This is a genomic window from Neorhizobium sp. T7_12 (assembly GCF_002968535.1).
In the GTDB taxonomy this organism is placed as follows: domain Bacteria; phylum Pseudomonadota; class Alphaproteobacteria; order Rhizobiales; family Rhizobiaceae; genus Neorhizobium; species Neorhizobium tomejilense.
Map to the genome: position 1 here is coordinate 552944 of NZ_PVBK01000001.1, position 16502 is coordinate 569445.

Here is a 16502-nt window from a genome sequence, read left to right on the forward strand (position 1 = left end):
GGGGAGAAGGACAAATGCCGCGCCGCCCTCGTCCAACTGCAGCGTTGCGCAGGGCACGTCCCCTCGCCCCGCGGGCGGGGAGAGGGTTAGGGTGAGGGGCAATCGTCGAGCCATCACATCGCCTTCAGCCGTTCCACCGCCATCAGCACCCGTTCCGGCGTTGCCGGCGCGTCGAGCCGCGGGCAGGCCGAATAATCCGCCACGCTTGCCACGGCCATCGACAAGGCCTCCAGCACCGAGATCGCCAGCATGAACGGCGGCTCACCGACGGCCTTGGAGCGGCCGATGGTCGGTTCGGCGTTTTCGGCCCACTCGGCGAGCTTGACGTTGAACACTTTCGGCCGGTCGGAGGCGAGGGGGATCTTGTAGGTCGAGGGCGCGTGGGTGCGCAGCCGCCCCTTGTCGTCCCACCACAGTTCCTCGGTGGTCAGCCAGCCCATCCCTTGAACGAACGCGCCCTCAACCTGGCCGATATCGATCGCCGGATTGAGCGACTTGCCGACGTCGTGGAGGATGTCGGTGCGCTCGACCATGTATTCCCCGGTCAGCGTGTCGATCGAGACTTCCGAAACCGCTGCGCCGTAAGCGAAGTAGTAGAACGGCCGGCCGCGGCCCGCCTTGCGGTCCCAGTGGATGCGCGGCGTCTTGTAGAAGCCGGCGGCCGACAGCTGCACGCGGTCGTAATAGGCAGCCCTGATGAACGTGTCGAAGGGCACGATTTCGCCGCCGATGCGCAGCCGGTTGGGCAGGAACTCGACCTTGTCGCGGCCGACCTTCCATTGCCGCATGGCGAAATCGATCAGCCGTTCCTTGATCTGGCGGGCGGCGTCATAGGCGGCCATGCCGTTGAGGTCGGTGCCTGATGAGGCGGCGGTGGCGGAGGTGTTGGGCACCTTGCCGGTGGTCGTCGCTGTGATCTTCACCCGGTCGATATCGACCTGGAACGTATCGGCCACCACCTGCGCCACCTTGGTATAGAGGCCCTGGCCCATCTCGGTGCCGCCGTGGTTCAGGTGGATCGAACCGTCATTGTAGATATGCACCAGCGCGCCGGCCTGGTTGTAGGCGGTCATGGTAAACGAGATGCCGAACTTGACCGGCGTCAGGGCGATGCCCTTGCGGATCACCGGGCTGTGCGAGTTGAACTCGAGGATCGCCTGCCGGCGGGCCTGGTATTCGGACGAGGTTTCCAGCTCGTCGACAACCCTCGCGATGATGTTGTCCTCGACGTCCTGGTGATAGGGCGTCATCGTCCGGTCCGAACCGCGCTGGCCATAGAAGTTCAGCTTGCGGATCTCGAGCGGATCCTTGCCGACCGCATAGGCGATCTCCTCGATGATCCGCTCACCGCCGAGCATGCCCTGCGGCCCGCCGAAACCGCGGAACGCGGTGTTGGAGACGGTATGGGTCTTCAGCGGCTGCGAGGTCAGGCGTACATGCGGGTAGAAATAGCTGGAATCGGCATGGAAGAGGGCGCGGTCGGTGACCGGGCCGGAGAGGTCGGCGGAAAAACCGCAGCGCGCCGCATAGATCGCGTCGACCGCGTGGATGCGGCCTTCCTCATCGAAGGCGACGTCGTAGTCGACGCGGAAATCGTGCCGCTTGCCGGTGATCGACATATCCTCGTCGCGGTCGGGGCGGAATTTCACCGCCCGCTTCAGTTTCTTGGCCGCGACCGCCGCGAGAGCCGCGAACTGGTTGCCCTGCGTTTCCTTGCCGCCGAAACCGCCGCCCATGCGGCGGGTCTGGACGGTCACCGCATTGTTGGCGACGCCGAGCACGTGCGCCACCATGTGCTGCACTTCGCTCGGATGCTGGGTGGAGGACCAGACGATGACTTCATCGTCTTCGCCGGGGATGGCGAGCGCGATATGGCTTTCCAGGTAAAAATGCTCCTGGCCGCCGATATACATGTGGTTCTGGACGCGCAGGGGCGCGTTCTCGATCTCGGTTTCCGGCTCGCCGCGCTTCAACGTCATCGGCTCGACGACATAAGGCGCGTCGTTTTCGCGGGCGCTGTCGATATCGGTCCAGTGCGGCAGGTCGCGGTATTCGATCCTTGCGAGCTTTGCTGCCCTGCGGGCCTGGTCGCGGGTCTCGGCAATGACGGCGAAGATGATCTGTCCATGGAACTGGACGTTGGTGGTGGCAAGCAGCGGCTCGTCGTGCTGTCCGGTCGAGGCGACGTCGTTGAAGCCCGGAATGTCCTCCGCGGTGATCACCCAGACGACGCCGGGTGCGCTCTTCACAGCCGAAAGATCGACCGAGACGATTTCCGCATGCGCCCGGTCGGCAAGCCCGAGGCCGCCGTGCAGGGTACCTGAGGGTTCCGGAATATCGTCGATATATTCGGCGGTTCCGGTGACATGCTTATGTGCTGAATCATGTTTCAGCGACACGTGCATGCGGCCGTTGATGGTGGGTTTGGTATCGAAGGTGGTCTTGTCCATCAGAGGAGGCCTCCTTCGAACACGCTGCTCCCAGACGAGAGCGCGATCGCACATATGGGTAGGAGGCGGTGCAGCGAACTCCCTCTGATCTCCCTCCTTGTGGGGGAGATGTCACCGAAGGTGACAGAGGGGGGTAGCGACGGTGCGGCGAATGAAGTGGCTGAAGAGTATGCGGTAACACCCCCCTCTGCCCTGCCGGGCATCTCCCCCACAAGGGGGGAGATCGGACTGCCGCGCCGTTTTTCTGCTCTTAGATGCGAAATCCATCCCTTCGGGAGGGAGGTGAGTGGCAGGTTTGTCGTTCTATTCACCATCACGCCTCCTCCAGCTCGAACCGGCGGAGTTCCGCGGGCGCTCCGGCGGTTTCGAGGAAGAAGCGGGTGAGCAGGTTGCGGGCGGTGAGGCTGCGGTATTCCGCGCTCGCCCGCCAGTCGGTGAGGGGTTGATAATCCTGCTCGAACGCGTCGCGCACGGCCGAGACGGCACCCCAGCTCCAGACCTCGCCGAGGAGCGCGTCCTCAACGTGTTTCGCCCTTTTCGGGGTTGCCGCCATGCCGCCGAAGGCGATGCGGATGGTCTCGACCTTGCCGTCGGCATCGAGCACGAGATGGAAGGCGCCGCAGAGCGCCGAGATGTCCTCGTCGCGGCGCTTGGAGATCTTGTAGACCGCGAAATGGCTGCCCTCTGCCGGGCGCGGCACGAAAACCTTCTCGACGAATTCGGTCGGCAGCCGGTCCTGCTTGCCGTAGCTCAGGAAATAGTCCTCGAGGGCGATGGTGCGGCGGCCGGAATGGGAGCGCAGCGTCAGTTCGGCGCCGAGCACGATCAAAGGCGGCGGAGTGTCGCCGATCGGCGAACCGTTGGCGATATTGCCGCCGATCGTTCCCATGTTGCGCACTTGGCAACCGCCGATCCGGTCGATCAGCCGACCGAAAGCGGGAATCTCATCCGTGAGGACGTCGAAGGCCTGGGTATAGCTGACGCCGGCGCCGATGGTGATGCCGGTCTCGTCCGATGTGATCGACTGCAGCTCGGTCAGGTGGTTGATGAAGATCACCGGATTGAGGAGCCGCATCTGCTTCGTGACCCACAATCCGACATCGGTCGCCCCGGCGACGATCGTCGCCTCGGGTTCGTCGGCAAGGATATCGGCAAAGGCGGCGACGGAGGCCGGCACGATCGAGCGGGCGCCATCCTTGGTGATGATGGTCGTGTCGTTGCCCGAATGGATGCCCCAGAGTTTCGCCATGATCTGGATGCGGTCGCGCTCCAGCGGATCGAAGAGCGAGCTCGGCCGGTTGACGGAGATATGCTCGGCCGCCTTGACGATAGGCTCATAGCCGGTGCAGCGACAGAGATTGCCCTGCAGCGCGCTTTCGATATCGGCGCGCGTCGGCGTGCCGTTCGAGAGCCACAGGCCATAAAGCGACATCACGAAGCCAGGGGTGCAGAAGCCGCATTGCGAGCCGTGGAAATCGACCATCGCCTGCTGCACCGGATGCAGCGCGCCGTCGCGGCCGGCCAGGTGCTCGACGGTCACCACATGGGTGCCGTGCAGTGACCCTAAGAACCGGATGCAGGCGTTGACGCTTTCGTAGCGCAGGCCGTGTTCCGTCAACCGCCCGATCAGCACCGTGCAGGCGCCGCAGTCGCCTTCCGCACAGCCTTCCTTGGTACCCGTCAGCCGCCGCCTCAGGCGAAGATAATCGAGAAGGGTTTCCGTCGGACCGAAATCTCCAAGGGTGACCTCTTCTCCATTCACGATGAAGCGGATGGCTTCGCTCATTTCTCTCCTTCGTCCGCCGTTGCCGGCTTTTGTGTTCCGTTACTGGCCCATCCCGTCATTGGCCAGTTACTGTTCAATTACTGGGCGGTCCAGCCGCCGTCGATCGAGATATGCGTGCCGGTAATGCTCCTCGCCGCATCGCTTGCGAGATAGATTGCGGCCTGCGCGACCTCGTCGATCGCCACGAATTCCTTGGTCGCCTGCAGCTTCAGCATTACCTCGGTCTTCACCTGTTCCTCGGTGATGCCGCGCTCGCGGGCGGTATCGGGAATCTGCTTCTCGACCAGCGGGGTCAGCACGTAGCCCGGGCATATCGCATTCACGGTAATCCCGAATTCCGCAAGTTCCAAGGCCGCCGTTTTGGTTAGTCCTAAAATACCATGTTTGGCAGCCACATAGGCGGATTTGAACGGCGAGGCGACCAGTGCATGGGCGGACGCCACGTTGATGATGCGGCCTTTCCCCGTCGCCTTCATCAGCGGGATCGTATGGCGCATGGTGTGGAAGGCCGATGTCAGCAGGATGGCGATCAGCTGATCCCATTTTTCCGGCGGGAATTCCTCGATCTTCGCCACGTGCTGAATGCCGGCATTGTTGACCAGCACGTCGACCTTGCCGAAGGTCTTGGCGGCGGTCGCGATGAGGTCCTCGATCTCGGCGGGCCTGGTCATGTCGGCGGCATGGTAAAGCACCGTGCCGGTCCCAAGCGCATCGAGTTCGCGGCGGGCCGCCTCGATCGCATCGGCCGGCCCGAAACCGTTGATGACGACATTGGCGCCCTCGGCGGCGAACGCTTTCGCAACACCGAGCCCGATGCCGCTTGTGGAGCCGGTGACGACGACGGTTCTGCTCATGCCCAAATCTCCCTGCGATCCAGCTTTCCTGGGCGGCGTTCTTGTGCGCCGCAACGATCGCGGCAGGTTATGCGCAAATTCCGCGTTCTGGCAATCGGCATCGTCATGGGCGCCGTTGCCGCGAAAGCAACGTTCAGTCGAGAGGACGAGGAACATTCGGACGATCGTCCGGTTAGGTCGGCTTCCACTAACGAAAAGGACCATCCTATGTTCATGCGCGTCGATAAGCTGCAGGCGGAACTTCCTGTGCCCAAACGGGCCGATCCCAACGCGGCCGCTGCCCTCCAGGAACTCCTGGGCGGCAAATACGGGGAAATGTCCACGCTCGGGAACTACATGTTCCAGAGCTTCAATTTTCGCTCCAAGGAGAAGCTGCGTCCTTTCTACAGCCTTGTCGCGAGCATCACGGCCGAGGAACTCGGCCATGTCGAGCTTGTCAGCAACGGCGTTGCGATGCTCAACAACGGCCCCGACATTCCCGACGGTGACGCGATGCCTGGCGGGGACATTTCCGACGCGCCTTTCGAAGACATGAAGGACATCCGGCTTGCGGCCGCCTTCCTCTCCGGTGCCGGCGGCGCGATGCCGGTCAACAGCAACGGCGTCTCCTGGAATAACGACTTTATCACCACGACCGGCAATGTCGTGCTCGACCTGCTCCACAATTTCCACCTGGAATGCGGAGCCCGCCTGCACAAGCTGCGCGTCTATGAAACGCTTTCCGACCCGACCGGCCGCGAGGTGTGCGGTTACCTTCTCGTCCGCGGCTCGGTTCACGCGCATGCCTATGCGCTGGCGCTGAAGAAGATCACGGGTGTGGAGATCGAGAAATTCCTGCCGACGCCGAACATTCCGCTCGCCAACATTCCGGAATGCCAAAAGTATCTGGACGAAGGCTCTCACCGGCGCCTCTACACGTTCAGCCCGGGCGACTATCAGGAAATGGCGGGCATTTGGGGCAATGGCGAAGTCGCCCTGCCGCTCGACCCGCCCGGCGAACTCGAAGTCGTCGACGGCATGCCGGAGGGCGGCAAGATCCACCAGCTCGTCGGAGTGCCCTCCGCCTTCACGCCAGACTACGCGCCCGAGGAGATGTTCGAGATCGCCCAGAAGCTTTACAAAAAATCGCGGTGATCTCTGCCGACGACTTCTGCCATGGGGGCACGCAAACAGCGTGTCCCCTTTTTCAATGACTCTCCATTTCCGTTTGACACTCCTTCGTTCCTTCTGCTCAAACCGTCCGGGCGCATTGCATGGACTGGGAGGAGCGGCATGGCGGGTTATGTTCTGGCGGTCGATCAGGGGACGACTTCGACGCGGGCGATCGTGTTCGACGGCGACATGCGGATCGCCGGCATCGGCCAGAAGGAGTTCACCCAGATCTTCCCGAAATCCGGCTGGGTCGAGCATGATCCGGAAGAGATCTGGGAGACCGTGCTCTGGGCGATCAAGCAAGCTCTGAAGGAAGCAAAGCTCGAGGCGTCCGAGATCGCCGCGATCGGCATCACCAACCAGCGCGAGACGGTCGTCGTCTGGGAGCGCGAGAGCGGCAAGCCGATCCACAATGCCATCGTCTGGCAGGACCGCCGCACCGCCAGTTACTGCGAGAAGCTGAAGCGCCAAGACCTCGAGAAACTGTTTACCCGTCGCACCGGCCTGCTGCTCGATCCTTACTTTTCCGGCACCAAGCTTTCCTGGATGCTCGCCAACGTGAAGGGTGCGCGGGCGAGGGCAGCCAAGGGCGAGCTCTGCTTCGGCACGATCGACACCTTCCTGATCTGGCGCCTGACCGGCGGAAAAAGCTTCGTCACCGATGCGACCAATGCCTCGCGCACCCTGATCTACAACATCGCCGATAACCGCTGGGACGAGGATCTTCTCGAAATCCTGCGCATTCCCGCCGCCATGCTGCCGGAGGTCAAGGATTGCGCCGACGAATTCGGCATCACCGACGAAAGCCTGTTCGGCGCGGCGATCCCGATCCTCGGCGTTGCCGGCGACCAGCAGGCGGCGGTGATCGGCCAGGCGTGTTTCGAACCGGGCATGATGAAATCCACCTACGGCACCGGCTGCTTCGCGGTGCTCAATACCGGCGCCGACATGGTCCGCTCCAAGAACCGGCTGCTTACCACCATCGCCTACCGCCTGAACGGCGAGACGACCTATGCGCTGGAAGGCTCCATCTTCATCGCCGGCGCCGCCGTGCAATGGCTGCGCGACGGGCTTGGCATCATCGAAAGGGCCTCCCAAACCGGTGAGCTGGCGGAAGAAGCCGATCCTCAGCAGGAGGTCTACCTGGTCCCCGCTTTCACGGGGCTTGGGGCACCCTACTGGGATGCGGAGGCACGCGGTGCCATGTTCGGCCTGACGCGTGCGACCGGGCCTGCGGAAATCTCCCGCGCCGCGCTGGAGGCCGTCTGCTACCAGACCCGCGACCTCTACGACGCGATGCAGAAGGACTGGCGCAATGCCAACGGCAGCACGGTGCTGCGTGTCGATGGCGGCATGGTCGCCTCCGACTGGACGATGCAGCGGCTCTCGGATCTGATCGACGCTCCTGTCGACCGGCCAACCATCCTCGAGACGACGGCGCTCGGGGCGGCCTGGCTCGCCGGTTCGAAGGCGGGCGTCTGGCCCGACCAGAAGGCGTTCGCAAAAAGCTGGGCGCGGCAGCGGCGATTCGAGCCGCAGATGGACGAAAAGACCCGTGCTTACAAGATTCGCGGCTGGAAGGACGCTGTCAGGAGGACGCTGACAAATGCCTAAGTCCTTATTTTCAATTAACCATCTTGTTAAAATTAGATTTAAATCCGCAATGCGTCATTTTCGCACCATGTTCGTTGCCATATGTTCGCCGACGACTTAGAGAGGGCGGGCATGTTTCGAATTCAGCAGATTTTGGCTTTCCTTTTGGTGCTTGGCGCCTCTCTGGCGGTCAGCCGTACGGCCGAGGCCGGCTACGCCCATTTCATCTATGATGTGAAGAGCGGCAAGGTTCTGGCGTCGGAAAACGCCGACGAGATCAACCATCCGGCGTCGCTGACCAAGATGATGACGCTCTACATGACCTTCGAGGCGCTGCGCGAGGGCCGCCTCAAATGGGATCAGGACATCCCCCTGACGCCGAATGCCGCGTCCAAGATCCCCTCCAAGCTCGGAGTGCCCGCCGGCCGGACAATTACCGTTAGGGAGGCCGTCAACGGCATGATCGTGCGCTCGGCCAACGACGCGGCTGCGACAATGGGCGATTATCTCGGCGGTTCGGAAGACCGTTTCGGGGAGATGATGACCAGGAAGGCCCGCGCGCTCGGCATGAGCCGCACCGTGTTCCGCAATGCGTCAGGCTTGCCGGACGACTCCCAGGTGACGACGGCCCGCGACATGGCCCAGTTGGCTCTCGCGCTCATCCGCGACTTTCCCCGGGAATACCAGCTGTTTTCAGCCAGGAACATGGAGTTCCGCGGCAAGCGCCTGCGCGGCCACAACAACCTGATGTACCGCTATCCCGGCATGGACGGCGTCAAGACCGGCTTTACCAACGCTTCCGGCTACAATATCGCCAGCGCCGTCACCATCGACGGCCGGCGGGTGATCGGCGTCGTCATGGGCGGCAAGAGCGCCCGCAAGCGCGACGACCAGATGGCGGCGCTGCTCGACCGCTACGTGCCCGGCAACAATGCGGCATCCGGCGGTCTGGTGGCGTTCGAGACCCAGAAACGACCGGCCCAAGACACGCTGCCGCTCGCCTTTGCGACGCCTTCGCCACGCAAGGAGATCACGCTCGGCGTAACGCCCAAGACCGCGATCGCCAACCTCTATGCAACACCCCGGGCCACTGTTCCGAACGCTGCGCCATCCCCGACCGCGTCGTCTCAGACAATGACGTCCCCGCAGCCGGCGGGCTCGGCCTGGCGCATCCAGATCGCCGCAGCCACCAGCCGCGATCAGGCATCCGCGCTGCTCGAAAAGGCAGTGCCGCTGCTCGCTCAGGGGTATGGCCGTGTCACGCCGAGCGTCGAAAGTTCTGCCGACGGCGGCAAGCAAATCTACCGCGCCCGTTTCGTCGGTTTTGCGGACGGCGATTCGGCCACGCGGGCCTGCTCGGTCCTGCAGGCCAAGTCGATCAGCTGCTTCGTGGTGCGATAGGCCGGTAAAGCCCGCCGCCGGATCACCGGCGGCGGGCCGGTTTTCGTGGAGGTCAGCCCTTCACCGGCGCGTTCATAGCCCAGGCGACGCCGAAGGGGTCGCGGACCTGGCCGTAGCGGTCGCCCCAGAACATCACCTGCAACTCTGTTTCCACCGTCATGCCGGCATCGACGGCGCGTTTCCACCAGAAATCGATGTCGTCGACCGGCAGCATCATGGTGAAGGCCTGCGGCTTTTCGAGGGGATGGCCGTAGTCCGGATATGGGTCGCAGAGCATCACCGAGCTGCCGTTGATATAGAGATGGATGTGCATCGTGCGGCCCTGGTCATCCACCGGATGAAAGGACTCGATCTCGGCGCCGAGGGCCTTTTTGTAATATTCGGCAGCCTTCATCGCGCCATCGAGCTGAAGATAGGCGACCACGCCGCCGCGGACAGGCGATTGCGCCTGCTTGTCGTTCGTCTGGGCATTCGCATCCATGATTTCCCTCCTTGTTCGGATCGTTCTCGTCCATGCCGGACAATACGAGGACGAACGGGAGAAGGAGATGCCGACATTCAGCGCGAATTTTTTCGCAGTTTGCCGGATAGGGTCATCTGTCCCATTTGACCCGCCGAAGATCGATGGCACTATCGACAACGCGGACAATGCGAACCCTGTCATCGATAATTGCGTAGAGAGCGAGCCATCTCTCGATCACGAGCATGCGAGCGGATTGGGCGATATCGGAGCGACCTGGCCCCATCTCGGGATGGTCCGCCAATCGTGATATGCGGGCTTCTATGCGCTCGGCAACCGCATCGGCCATGGCCACCCCGCTCCTGTCTGCAATCCATGACCATATATCGAGCATGTCGTCACGGGCGCGGCTGGAATAGATGACCGCCTTTGCCATGGATCAAGGTTTGCCCACGCGTCTGCTGCGGCCCTCAGCCTTGATCGCCTTCAAATCCAGCGGACGATAGTCACCACTCTCGACGCCCTCGTCCCAGGCTTTTTTCAGGCGCGTCAGATCGTCGGCGGCGTGGTCCTGCTCCTCCAGCAGGCGCAGAGCGTCCTCGACGACTTCGCTCGAAGAGCGATAGTGTCCAGATTCCATCTTGGATTTCACGAACTCGGCCAGATCGTCCGTCAGCGTAACATGGATGTCCATCGACAGCTCCTTCCCGCACATGATGGGAGTGGCCCGGGATTTTGACAAGAGATTTCCGGACTTCAATCCTGTTCCGCAAATTCCTTCGCCAGGCCCTCATAGGCTTCCATTGGCGGAAAGGTTTCGTAGGAATGTACGGCCGACGTCGTCGCCCAGGGCAGCTTTTCGGACGTATATGTCTCGATGAAGGGGACGAACCATTGCGCGTCGTCGAGCATGGTCGGACGCAGGTTGACGAACCAGTCCATGCCGACCGGCCTCGTGAACATCCAGCTCTTGCAGTGCGGGCAATGGTAGTGGTGGGCGTCGCTGCCATGCAGGCCGCCGATCACCGGCTCGCCTTGCGTCACCTCGAACCCCTGGGACGGGATCGCAGCGGAGAGCGAGAAGGCGCTGGCGCTCATCTTTTGACAGCCGGTGCAGTGGCAGGCCATGGTCAGGATCGGCGGGGCGCTGATTTTTAGCCGCACCTGTCCGCAGCGGCATCCGCCTTCCATGGGAAGAGTGGGTTTGGGCATGTTTCTATCTCCATTTTCTCGATGGAATGCTGCCGCTACGGTATCTGGTCAGGCCGGACGCTTAGGAATATCCAGGCCCCGTTGGACGGCAGGCCTTGCCAGCGCGCGTTCCAGCCATTCCGGCACGCGCTTCAGCTGGTCGTATTCGACGAACTCGCCGGCGCCGTAAAAGCCGATCAGGTTGCGCACCCAGCCGAGCATGGAAATGTCGGCGATCGAATATTCGTCGCCCATGATCCAGTCGCGGCCTTCGAGCCGGGATTCGATGACGCGGATGATGCGGTGCGATTCCTTGGCGTAGCGGTCGCGCGGGCGCTTGTCCTCGATGTCCTTGCCGGCAAACTTGTGGAAGAAGCCGAGCTGGCCGAACATCGGCCCGACGCTCGCCATCTGGAACATGACCCACTGGATCGCCTCGTAGCGACTGGCCGGATCCGCAGACATCAGCTTGCCGGTCTTTTCCGCCAGGTAGACGAGGATTGCGCCACTCTCGAACAGCGCCAGCGGCTTGTCCCCGGGACCGTGCGGATCGAGGATCGCCGGGATCTTGCCGTTCGGGTTGAGCGACAGATATTCCGGACCCCAGGTCTCGTCGGCGCCGATATTGATGAAATGCGGTTCGTAGGGCAGGCCGATCTCTTCCAGCATGATCGAAACCTTGACGCCGTTCGGCGTCGGCGTCGAATAGAGCTGCAGAACGTCCGGGTTCTGGGCGGGCCATCTGGACGTGATCGGGAAGGTGGAAAGGTCGGCCATATCGGGGTTCCTTGGGAGGCAGAGTTTTTGTTCCCGCGGAATATAGCCACCGGCGCGCGATGCGCCAGTGGCGATCTCATAGAAGTCAGCGGGCGCTGGCCGGGAAGGCCGGCAGCTTGCCGATATCGTTTGCGTCGTGCTGGACGACCAGCTTGGCGTTCAGCTGCTTGGCGATCCCGTTCATGCGCTCCATCGAGGCCAGGCTTTCGGCCCGGTCGATGTTGAAGGGCGGCACGCCGTTATTGGCGATCTGCTCTTCGAAATGCACGACGTCGCCGGAGAGCAGCACCGGTCCGCCCTGCGGCAGTTTGACGAGCAGTGCGGTCTCGCCCTTGGTATGGCCGGGCATGGCCAGCATCATCACCGAACCGTCGCCGAACACGTCGCGATCGCCCGAGACGGGATCGATCTTCGCCTTGCCGTCCATCCACGGCTGGACGAGCGCCGGCATGACCCCGAAGGGCAGGGGATTTTCGTGCAGGCTTTCCCAGTCGGCGGCGCCGAGCATCAGCGTTGCCTTCGCAAACGTCGAGGCCTGGCCCATATGGTCGAAGTGGTTGTGGCTGATGCCGACGATGCCGATCTGGTCCGGCTTGATGCCGATCTTTGCGAGTTGGGTCGGAATGTCGACGCTCAGCGACGGTGCCAGCGGCTGTGAGAGGTCCGGCGCCTTGCCGATCAAGGCGGCCGGCAGGCCGGTGTCCCAAAGCAGGTAATCGGCGCCGTGGCGGATGAGGTAGCAGCTGTCGGTCAGGGTGCGGCTTTCGCCTTTATACGCGAACGTATCGGAAAAGCTCGACAGGTCCTTGACCACGACCGAGCCGCAATCGAGCCGCCACAGTTCGAGATCGGCTGCGGCCTGGGCGGAGCCGGACAGGGCGAGGAGGCCGACGCCTGCGGCCAGAATGGAAGCGCCAAGGGTGGAAAGAGTGGCTAAGGTCTTCATCAAAAGTCTCCTGCGTTGAAGCCGCCGCCTTCTGCCTGCTTTCGACATCCCGTCAGGGCCGGATTTTTGCTGGCTTGAGCCCGAAACGCTCGGCTGAGGTATTTTTCGACGGGTATCCTCCGCTATAGTGCGGCGATGAACCTGATCGTCACCCAGCGCCTGCCCGATCTTTCCCGCCGCCTGCTCGACCGCCTGCGCCCGATGGTGGCGGGGCGGCTGAAGCCCGGCATGAACGCCTATGCGGAGCAGCTGTTCATCTATTGCTGTTTTGATCGGGAAAAGGTGAAGGCGCTCGAGCTCGAAGATCCGATGATCGGCATCGTGCTCTACGGCCAGAAGGAAATCTGGCTCGGCGACCGGACGCATGTCTTCCCGCCGGGCTCCGTCTTCGTCCTGCCGGGCAAGGTGCCGATGGATGTCGTCAACATTCCCGACGAGACAACTGGGTTCTACGTCGCGCTGCGCCTCGACGTTCCCTCGCTGCCGGAGGGGATTGCTCCGCTTTCGGCAACGGAGCGTCTGGAAGGCGGCGAGGCGGGTTCGTTCGGCGTCCCGCTCGGCGAAGATCTCGTGGAAGCGCTCTGCCATTCGGCGGCGGCGGTCACCGACGGGGCGGTAAGCGAAACGATCAAGCGCCTGAGGCTGACCGAGGTCCTGGCGCTGCTCAGGCCTCTGCCGGAGGCGCGGGCGCTGTTTCGTCAGAGCCTTTCGGAAGAGGTCGCATGGCTTATCGCCACCGCACCCTCCGAGCCCTGGAGCGTCTCCGACATGGCGGGAGAGCTCGGTATCGGCGCCTCGACGCTGCGCCGCCATCTCACGGCGGAAGGCACATCCTTTCGCGCCATCCTGCGCCGCGAGCGCCTGAAGGCGGCCCACAGTGCAATTGCCTCGGGCGCGTCCAGCATCGCGGCAGCGGAGGCAGCGGGTTATGCCTCGCGGTCGCATTTCTCCCGCCGTTTCCGCGAGACGTTCGGCACCAGCCCGACCGGACGGCGCTGATCCAACAAAAAAATGCTGCGCCCTGTCGGCACCCGCGCTAATCCTTCGTCTTCATTAGGAGAAGGAGCTACGCATGCTTTACGCCATCCTTTGCTACGCCCATGAGGAAACCGTCTTCGCCTGGTCCAAGGAGGAAGAGGATGCCGTCATGGCGAAGCTCATCGAGGTGCAGACGCCCTACGCACAGGCCGGCAAGCTCGGCCCGGTCGGGCGGCTGATGCCGACGACCGCCGCTACCACCGTGCGAAAAGGCAAGGAGGAGCCGCTGGTGCTCGACGGGCCGTTTGCGGAAACCAAGGAAGTGCTGCTCGGTTTCTACACGCTCGAGGCCGAGACGCTGGAAGAAGCAGTCGCCTTCTCGAAGGAGCTTTCGGCGGTCAATCCCGGCTCCAGCTCCTATGAAATCCGGCCCTTCTACGTCTTCCATCCCGGCGAGATCAAGAATAGCGAGACCAAGACATGACAGATATTGCGTGGATCGATCTTGCGCTGACGGCGGCCCGGCCGCAGGCGCTCGGCGCGCTCCTTCGTTACTTCCGCGATCTCGATACCGCGGAAGAAGCCTTCCAGGAGGCGTGCCTGCGCGCCATCAGGACCTGGCCGGACAAGGGGCCGCCGCGCGATCCGACCGCCTGGCTGATCTTCGTCGGCCGCAACAGCGGCATCGACGTGGTCCGCAAGCGCTCCAAGAACGATCCGCTGCCGGAGGAGGAAGCCTTCTCCGATCTGTCGGATGCCGAAGGCGACATGGCCGACCGGCTCGACAACTCCCATTACCGCGACGACATCCTGCGGCTGATGTTCATCTGCTGCCATCCGGACCTGCCGGCGACCCAGCAGGTCGCGCTGGCGCTCAGGATCGTCTCGGGCCTCAGCGTCGCGCAGATCGCCCGGGCCTTCCTGGTCGGCGACAGCGCCATGGAACAGCGCATCACCCGCGCCAAGGCCCGCGTCGCCAAGGCCGGCGTGCCGTTCGAGACGCCGGGGCCTTCGGAACGGGCAGAACGGCTCGGCATCGTCTCATCGATGATCTATCTGGTCTTCAACGAGGGATATTCCGCCGGCATCACCAATCCCGACAGCGCCGCATTCTGCGACGAGGCGATCCGGCTTGCCCGGCTGCTGCTGCGGATCTTTCCCGCCGAGCCGGAGATCATGGGCCTGTTGGCGCTGATGCTGCTGCAGCACTCGCGTGCCAGAACGCGCATCGACAAGGACGGCCAGATCGTGCTGCTCGAGGACCAGGACCGCAGCCGCTGGGACAGCAAGCTGATCAACGAGGCCCTGGCGCTGCTCGACAAGGCGATCCGGCACCGCAAGCCCGGCCCCTACCAGGTGCAGGCGGCGATCTCGGCGCTGCATGCCCGCGCGGCGACGCCGAAGGATACGGACTGGAAGGAGATTACCATGCTCTACGGACTGCTGGAGCGCATCCAGCCGTCGCCGGTCGTCACCCTCAACAAGGCTGTCGCGGTCTCGAAGCTCGAAGGGCCGGAGGCGGCGCTCGACATGATCGCACCGCTTGCCGACAAGCTCGACGGCTATTTTTATTTCCACGGGGTCAAGGGCGGGCTGATGATGCAGGCCGGCCAACGGCGCGAAGCCCGCGTGGCCTTCGACCGGGCGATCGCGCTTGCCAATTCCGCCGCCGAATGCGCCCATATCCGCCAGCAGATCGACAAGCTCGGCGCGGTTACACCGCTGGCGGAGTAGGGCGAGCATTGCATATGAAACGTGAGGCGATGCGGCATTCTTAACCCTCCCCTTGTGGGGAGGGTGGCCGGCAGGCGGGAGGGGTCTTGAGGCGGAGTGAAGTCCACTCCCCAACCCCTCCCCACAAGGGGGAGGGGCTCCACGCACCGCCTCATATTCCACATGCAATGCTCTCCGCTACCGCCGCGGCGGCCGCAGCGTCATCTCGACCGCAATCAGGTCGCCGGCCGTGATGCCGGTCTTTTTCCGCACCGCGTCCTTTAATGGCAGCAGATAGGTTTCGTCCTTCGGGAAGAGCGACGTGTAGAAGGAGACGCCGCCGATCGTGGCGTCGACCGGGATCACGCCCCAGCCGTAGCTCACGAGCTTCGACAGCCGCCTGATCTCCTCGGCATGGTTCGACGGGAGCGGTGCGAAAAAGAAAGGGGACGGGCCGCGCCAGTGGATGACCGTCGCCTCGAATGTGAACTGGACCACTGATCCCCTCCCGCCGCCTGTCACTTCGTTCCGAAGATATTTGCCGCACGGCTTGAAAAAATTCCATGACACTTGTCGGATATCGTGCTCGTCAAACGTCCTTAGTTCAGCATCGGATGAGATGTTTGTAAAACTCAAGGGAGACAGACAATGACCGCCAACACCGCCAAGCACGCCCTGCAGATCGTCCGCGAAATGGACGTTCCGGCCGACAAGCTCTACAAGGCCTGGACCACGCCCGAACGCATGGGCGAATGGTTCTGCCCGCAGCCGTGGAAGGTGACCGAAGCCCGGGTGGACGTCCGTGCCGGCGGATCGAGCTTCATCCTGATGGAAGGGCCGAACGGCGAAAAGATCCCCAATTACGGGATCTACCTAGAAGTCGTACCGAACAAGAAGCTGGTCTTCACCGACGCCTATACGAGCGCCTGGGTGCCGTCGGAAAAACCGTTCATGACCGCGGTCGTCGAATTCGAAGATCTCGGCAACGGCCGCACGAAATACACGGCAACGGCTTTTCACTGGACGGAAGAAGACAAGAACGCTCATCAGCAGATGGGCTTCGAGGAAGGCTGGGGCATCGTCGCCGACCAGCTCGAACAGGTCGCCAAGACCTTCTGAAACAGGGAAGCTGCCGCCCGGGCCCAAGCTCGGGCGGTTCACCTCAAGGCGCTTTCGAAATCGATTCAAAAGGTAGCCGGAA

The 16502-nt window shown here is 63.0% G+C and carries 17 protein-coding genes; 7 read left to right on the plus strand and 10 right to left on the minus strand.

The window, feature by feature from the left end:
- Nucleotides 1–113: 113 nt before the first annotated feature.
- The 3 genes from xdhB to C5J26_RS02790 all read right to left on the minus strand — a co-directional run bounded on the left by xdhB (nt 114) and on the right by C5J26_RS02790 (nt 5090).
- Nucleotides 114–2450 (minus strand): xanthine dehydrogenase molybdopterin binding subunit, encoded by a 2337-nt coding sequence (gene xdhB, locus C5J26_RS02775; RefSeq protein WP_105400410.1) that lies wholly within the window; start codon nt 2448–2450, stop codon nt 114–116.
- A gap of 313 nt (nt 2451–2763) precedes the next feature.
- Complete coding sequence (gene xdhA, locus C5J26_RS02785; RefSeq protein ID WP_105400412.1) at nt 2764–4236, minus strand: xanthine dehydrogenase small subunit; 1473 nt, start codon at nt 4234–4236, stop codon at nt 2764–2766.
- A gap of 77 nt (nt 4237–4313) precedes the next feature.
- Nucleotides 4314–5090 (minus strand): 3-hydroxybutyrate dehydrogenase, encoded by a 777-nt coding sequence (locus tag C5J26_RS02790; RefSeq protein ID WP_105400413.1) that lies wholly within the window; start codon nt 5088–5090, stop codon nt 4314–4316.
- 207 nt (nt 5091–5297) lie between these two features.
- Here C5J26_RS02790 and C5J26_RS02795 point away from each other — a divergent pair, with 207 nt between their 5' ends.
- The 3 genes from C5J26_RS02795 to C5J26_RS02805 all read left to right on the plus strand — a co-directional run bounded on the left by C5J26_RS02795 (nt 5298) and on the right by C5J26_RS02805 (nt 9236).
- A complete protein-coding gene (locus tag C5J26_RS02795) occupies nt 5298–6224 on the plus strand; it encodes a manganese catalase family protein (protein WP_046635573.1) in 927 nt (308 codons plus the stop codon).
- A gap of 138 nt (nt 6225–6362) precedes the next feature.
- Entirely contained in the window at nt 6363–7856 is a 1494-nt protein-coding gene (gene glpK / locus C5J26_RS02800; protein WP_105400414.1) for a glycerol kinase GlpK, read from the plus strand.
- A gap of 120 nt (nt 7857–7976) precedes the next feature.
- A complete protein-coding gene (locus C5J26_RS02805) occupies nt 7977–9236 on the plus strand; it encodes a D-alanyl-D-alanine carboxypeptidase (protein WP_105400914.1) in 1260 nt (419 codons plus the stop codon).
- A gap of 52 nt (nt 9237–9288) precedes the next feature.
- Here the strand turns inward: C5J26_RS02805 and C5J26_RS02810 are convergent, their stop codons facing one another.
- The 6 genes from C5J26_RS02810 to C5J26_RS02835 all read right to left on the minus strand — a co-directional run bounded on the left by C5J26_RS02810 (nt 9289) and on the right by C5J26_RS02835 (nt 12610).
- The gene (locus tag C5J26_RS02810; RefSeq protein ID WP_105400415.1) at nt 9289–9717 is read right to left on the minus strand and encodes a glyoxalase/bleomycin resistance/extradiol dioxygenase family protein; all 429 of its coding nucleotides are present in this window, start codon (nt 9715–9717) and stop codon (nt 9289–9291) included.
- Nucleotides 9718–9829: 112 nt separating this feature from the next.
- Nucleotides 9830–10132: a type II toxin-antitoxin system RelE/ParE family toxin gene (locus tag C5J26_RS02815; protein ID WP_105400416.1), complete on the minus strand. Its 303-nt coding sequence runs from the start codon at nt 10130–10132 to the stop codon at nt 9830–9832.
- A gap of 3 nt (nt 10133–10135) precedes the next feature.
- Complete coding sequence (locus C5J26_RS02820) at nt 10136–10390, minus strand: type II toxin-antitoxin system ParD family antitoxin (RefSeq protein ID WP_105400915.1); 255 nt, start codon at nt 10388–10390, stop codon at nt 10136–10138.
- A 62-nt stretch (nt 10391–10452) separates the two neighbouring features.
- Nucleotides 10453–10908, minus strand: coding sequence for a GFA family protein (locus C5J26_RS02825; protein ID WP_105400417.1), 456 nt, complete (start codon nt 10906–10908; stop codon nt 10453–10455).
- A gap of 48 nt (nt 10909–10956) precedes the next feature.
- The gene (locus C5J26_RS02830) at nt 10957–11664 is read right to left on the minus strand and encodes a glutathione S-transferase N-terminal domain-containing protein (RefSeq protein ID WP_105400418.1); all 708 of its coding nucleotides are present in this window, start codon (nt 11662–11664) and stop codon (nt 10957–10959) included.
- 85 nt (nt 11665–11749) lie between these two features.
- Nucleotides 11750–12610, minus strand: a complete 861-nt coding sequence (locus tag C5J26_RS02835) for an N-acyl homoserine lactonase family protein (RefSeq protein ID WP_105400419.1) — start codon at nt 12608–12610, stop codon at nt 11750–11752.
- A 135-nt stretch (nt 12611–12745) separates the two neighbouring features.
- Here C5J26_RS02835 and C5J26_RS02840 point away from each other — a divergent pair, with 135 nt between their 5' ends.
- The 3 genes from C5J26_RS02840 to C5J26_RS02850 all read left to right on the plus strand — a co-directional run bounded on the left by C5J26_RS02840 (nt 12746) and on the right by C5J26_RS02850 (nt 15322).
- The gene (locus tag C5J26_RS02840; RefSeq protein ID WP_105400420.1) at nt 12746–13609 is read left to right on the plus strand and encodes a helix-turn-helix domain-containing protein; all 864 of its coding nucleotides are present in this window, start codon (nt 12746–12748) and stop codon (nt 13607–13609) included.
- Nucleotides 13610–13682: 73 nt separating this feature from the next.
- The gene (locus C5J26_RS02845; RefSeq protein ID WP_105400421.1) at nt 13683–14072 is read left to right on the plus strand and encodes a YciI family protein; all 390 of its coding nucleotides are present in this window, start codon (nt 13683–13685) and stop codon (nt 14070–14072) included.
- The gene (locus C5J26_RS02850; protein WP_105400422.1) at nt 14069–15322 is read left to right on the plus strand and encodes an RNA polymerase sigma factor; all 1254 of its coding nucleotides are present in this window, start codon (nt 14069–14071) and stop codon (nt 15320–15322) included. The genes C5J26_RS02845 and C5J26_RS02850 overlap by 4 nt, the downstream gene beginning before the upstream one ends.
- A gap of 177 nt (nt 15323–15499) precedes the next feature.
- Here the strand turns inward: C5J26_RS02850 and C5J26_RS02855 are convergent, their stop codons facing one another.
- On the minus strand, nt 15500–15799 hold the full coding sequence (locus C5J26_RS02855) for a DUF1905 domain-containing protein (RefSeq protein WP_245441040.1): 300 nt from the start codon (nt 15797–15799) through the stop codon (nt 15500–15502).
- 150 nt (nt 15800–15949) lie between these two features.
- Between C5J26_RS02855 and C5J26_RS02860 the strand changes: the two genes are divergently transcribed.
- Complete coding sequence (locus C5J26_RS02860; protein ID WP_105400423.1) at nt 15950–16420, plus strand: SRPBCC family protein; 471 nt, start codon at nt 15950–15952, stop codon at nt 16418–16420.
- Nucleotides 16421–16502: the final 82 nt, after the last annotated feature.

Bases quoted from the DNA above. Each gene is read 5' to 3' on its own strand.
- xdhB (WP_105400410.1), bottom strand. From the start codon at position 2,450: ATGGACAAGACCACCTTCGATACCAAACCCACCATCAACGGCCGCATG.
- xdhA (WP_105400412.1), bottom strand. From the start codon at position 4,236: ATGAGCGAAGCCATCCGCTTCATCGTGAATGGAGAAGAGGTCACCCTT.
- C5J26_RS02790 (WP_105400413.1), bottom strand. From the start codon at position 5,090: ATGAGCAGAACCGTCGTCGTCACCGGCTCCACAAGCGGCATCGGGCTC.
- C5J26_RS02795 (WP_046635573.1), top strand. From the start codon at position 5,298: ATGTTCATGCGCGTCGATAAGCTGCAGGCGGAACTTCCTGTGCCCAAA.
- glpK (WP_105400414.1), top strand. From the start codon at position 6,363: ATGGCGGGTTATGTTCTGGCGGTCGATCAGGGGACGACTTCGACGCGG.
- C5J26_RS02810 (WP_105400415.1), bottom strand. From the start codon at position 9,717: ATGGATGCGAATGCCCAGACGAACGACAAGCAGGCGCAATCGCCTGTC.
- C5J26_RS02815 (WP_105400416.1), bottom strand. From the start codon at position 10,132: ATGGCAAAGGCGGTCATCTATTCCAGCCGCGCCCGTGACGACATGCTC.
- C5J26_RS02820 (WP_105400915.1), bottom strand. From the start codon at position 10,390: ATGGACATCCATGTTACGCTGACGGACGATCTGGCCGAGTTCGTGAAA.
- C5J26_RS02825 (WP_105400417.1), bottom strand. From the start codon at position 10,908: ATGCCCAAACCCACTCTTCCCATGGAAGGCGGATGCCGCTGCGGACAG.
- C5J26_RS02830 (WP_105400418.1), bottom strand. From the start codon at position 11,664: ATGGCCGACCTTTCCACCTTCCCGATCACGTCCAGATGGCCCGCCCAG.
- C5J26_RS02835 (WP_105400419.1), bottom strand. From the start codon at position 12,610: ATGAAGACCTTAGCCACTCTTTCCACCCTTGGCGCTTCCATTCTGGCC.
- C5J26_RS02840 (WP_105400420.1), top strand. From the start codon at position 12,746: ATGAACCTGATCGTCACCCAGCGCCTGCCCGATCTTTCCCGCCGCCTG.
- C5J26_RS02845 (WP_105400421.1), top strand. From the start codon at position 13,683: ATGCTTTACGCCATCCTTTGCTACGCCCATGAGGAAACCGTCTTCGCC.
- C5J26_RS02850 (WP_105400422.1), top strand. From the start codon at position 14,069: ATGACAGATATTGCGTGGATCGATCTTGCGCTGACGGCGGCCCGGCCG.
- C5J26_RS02860 (WP_105400423.1), top strand. From the start codon at position 15,950: ATGACCGCCAACACCGCCAAGCACGCCCTGCAGATCGTCCGCGAAATG.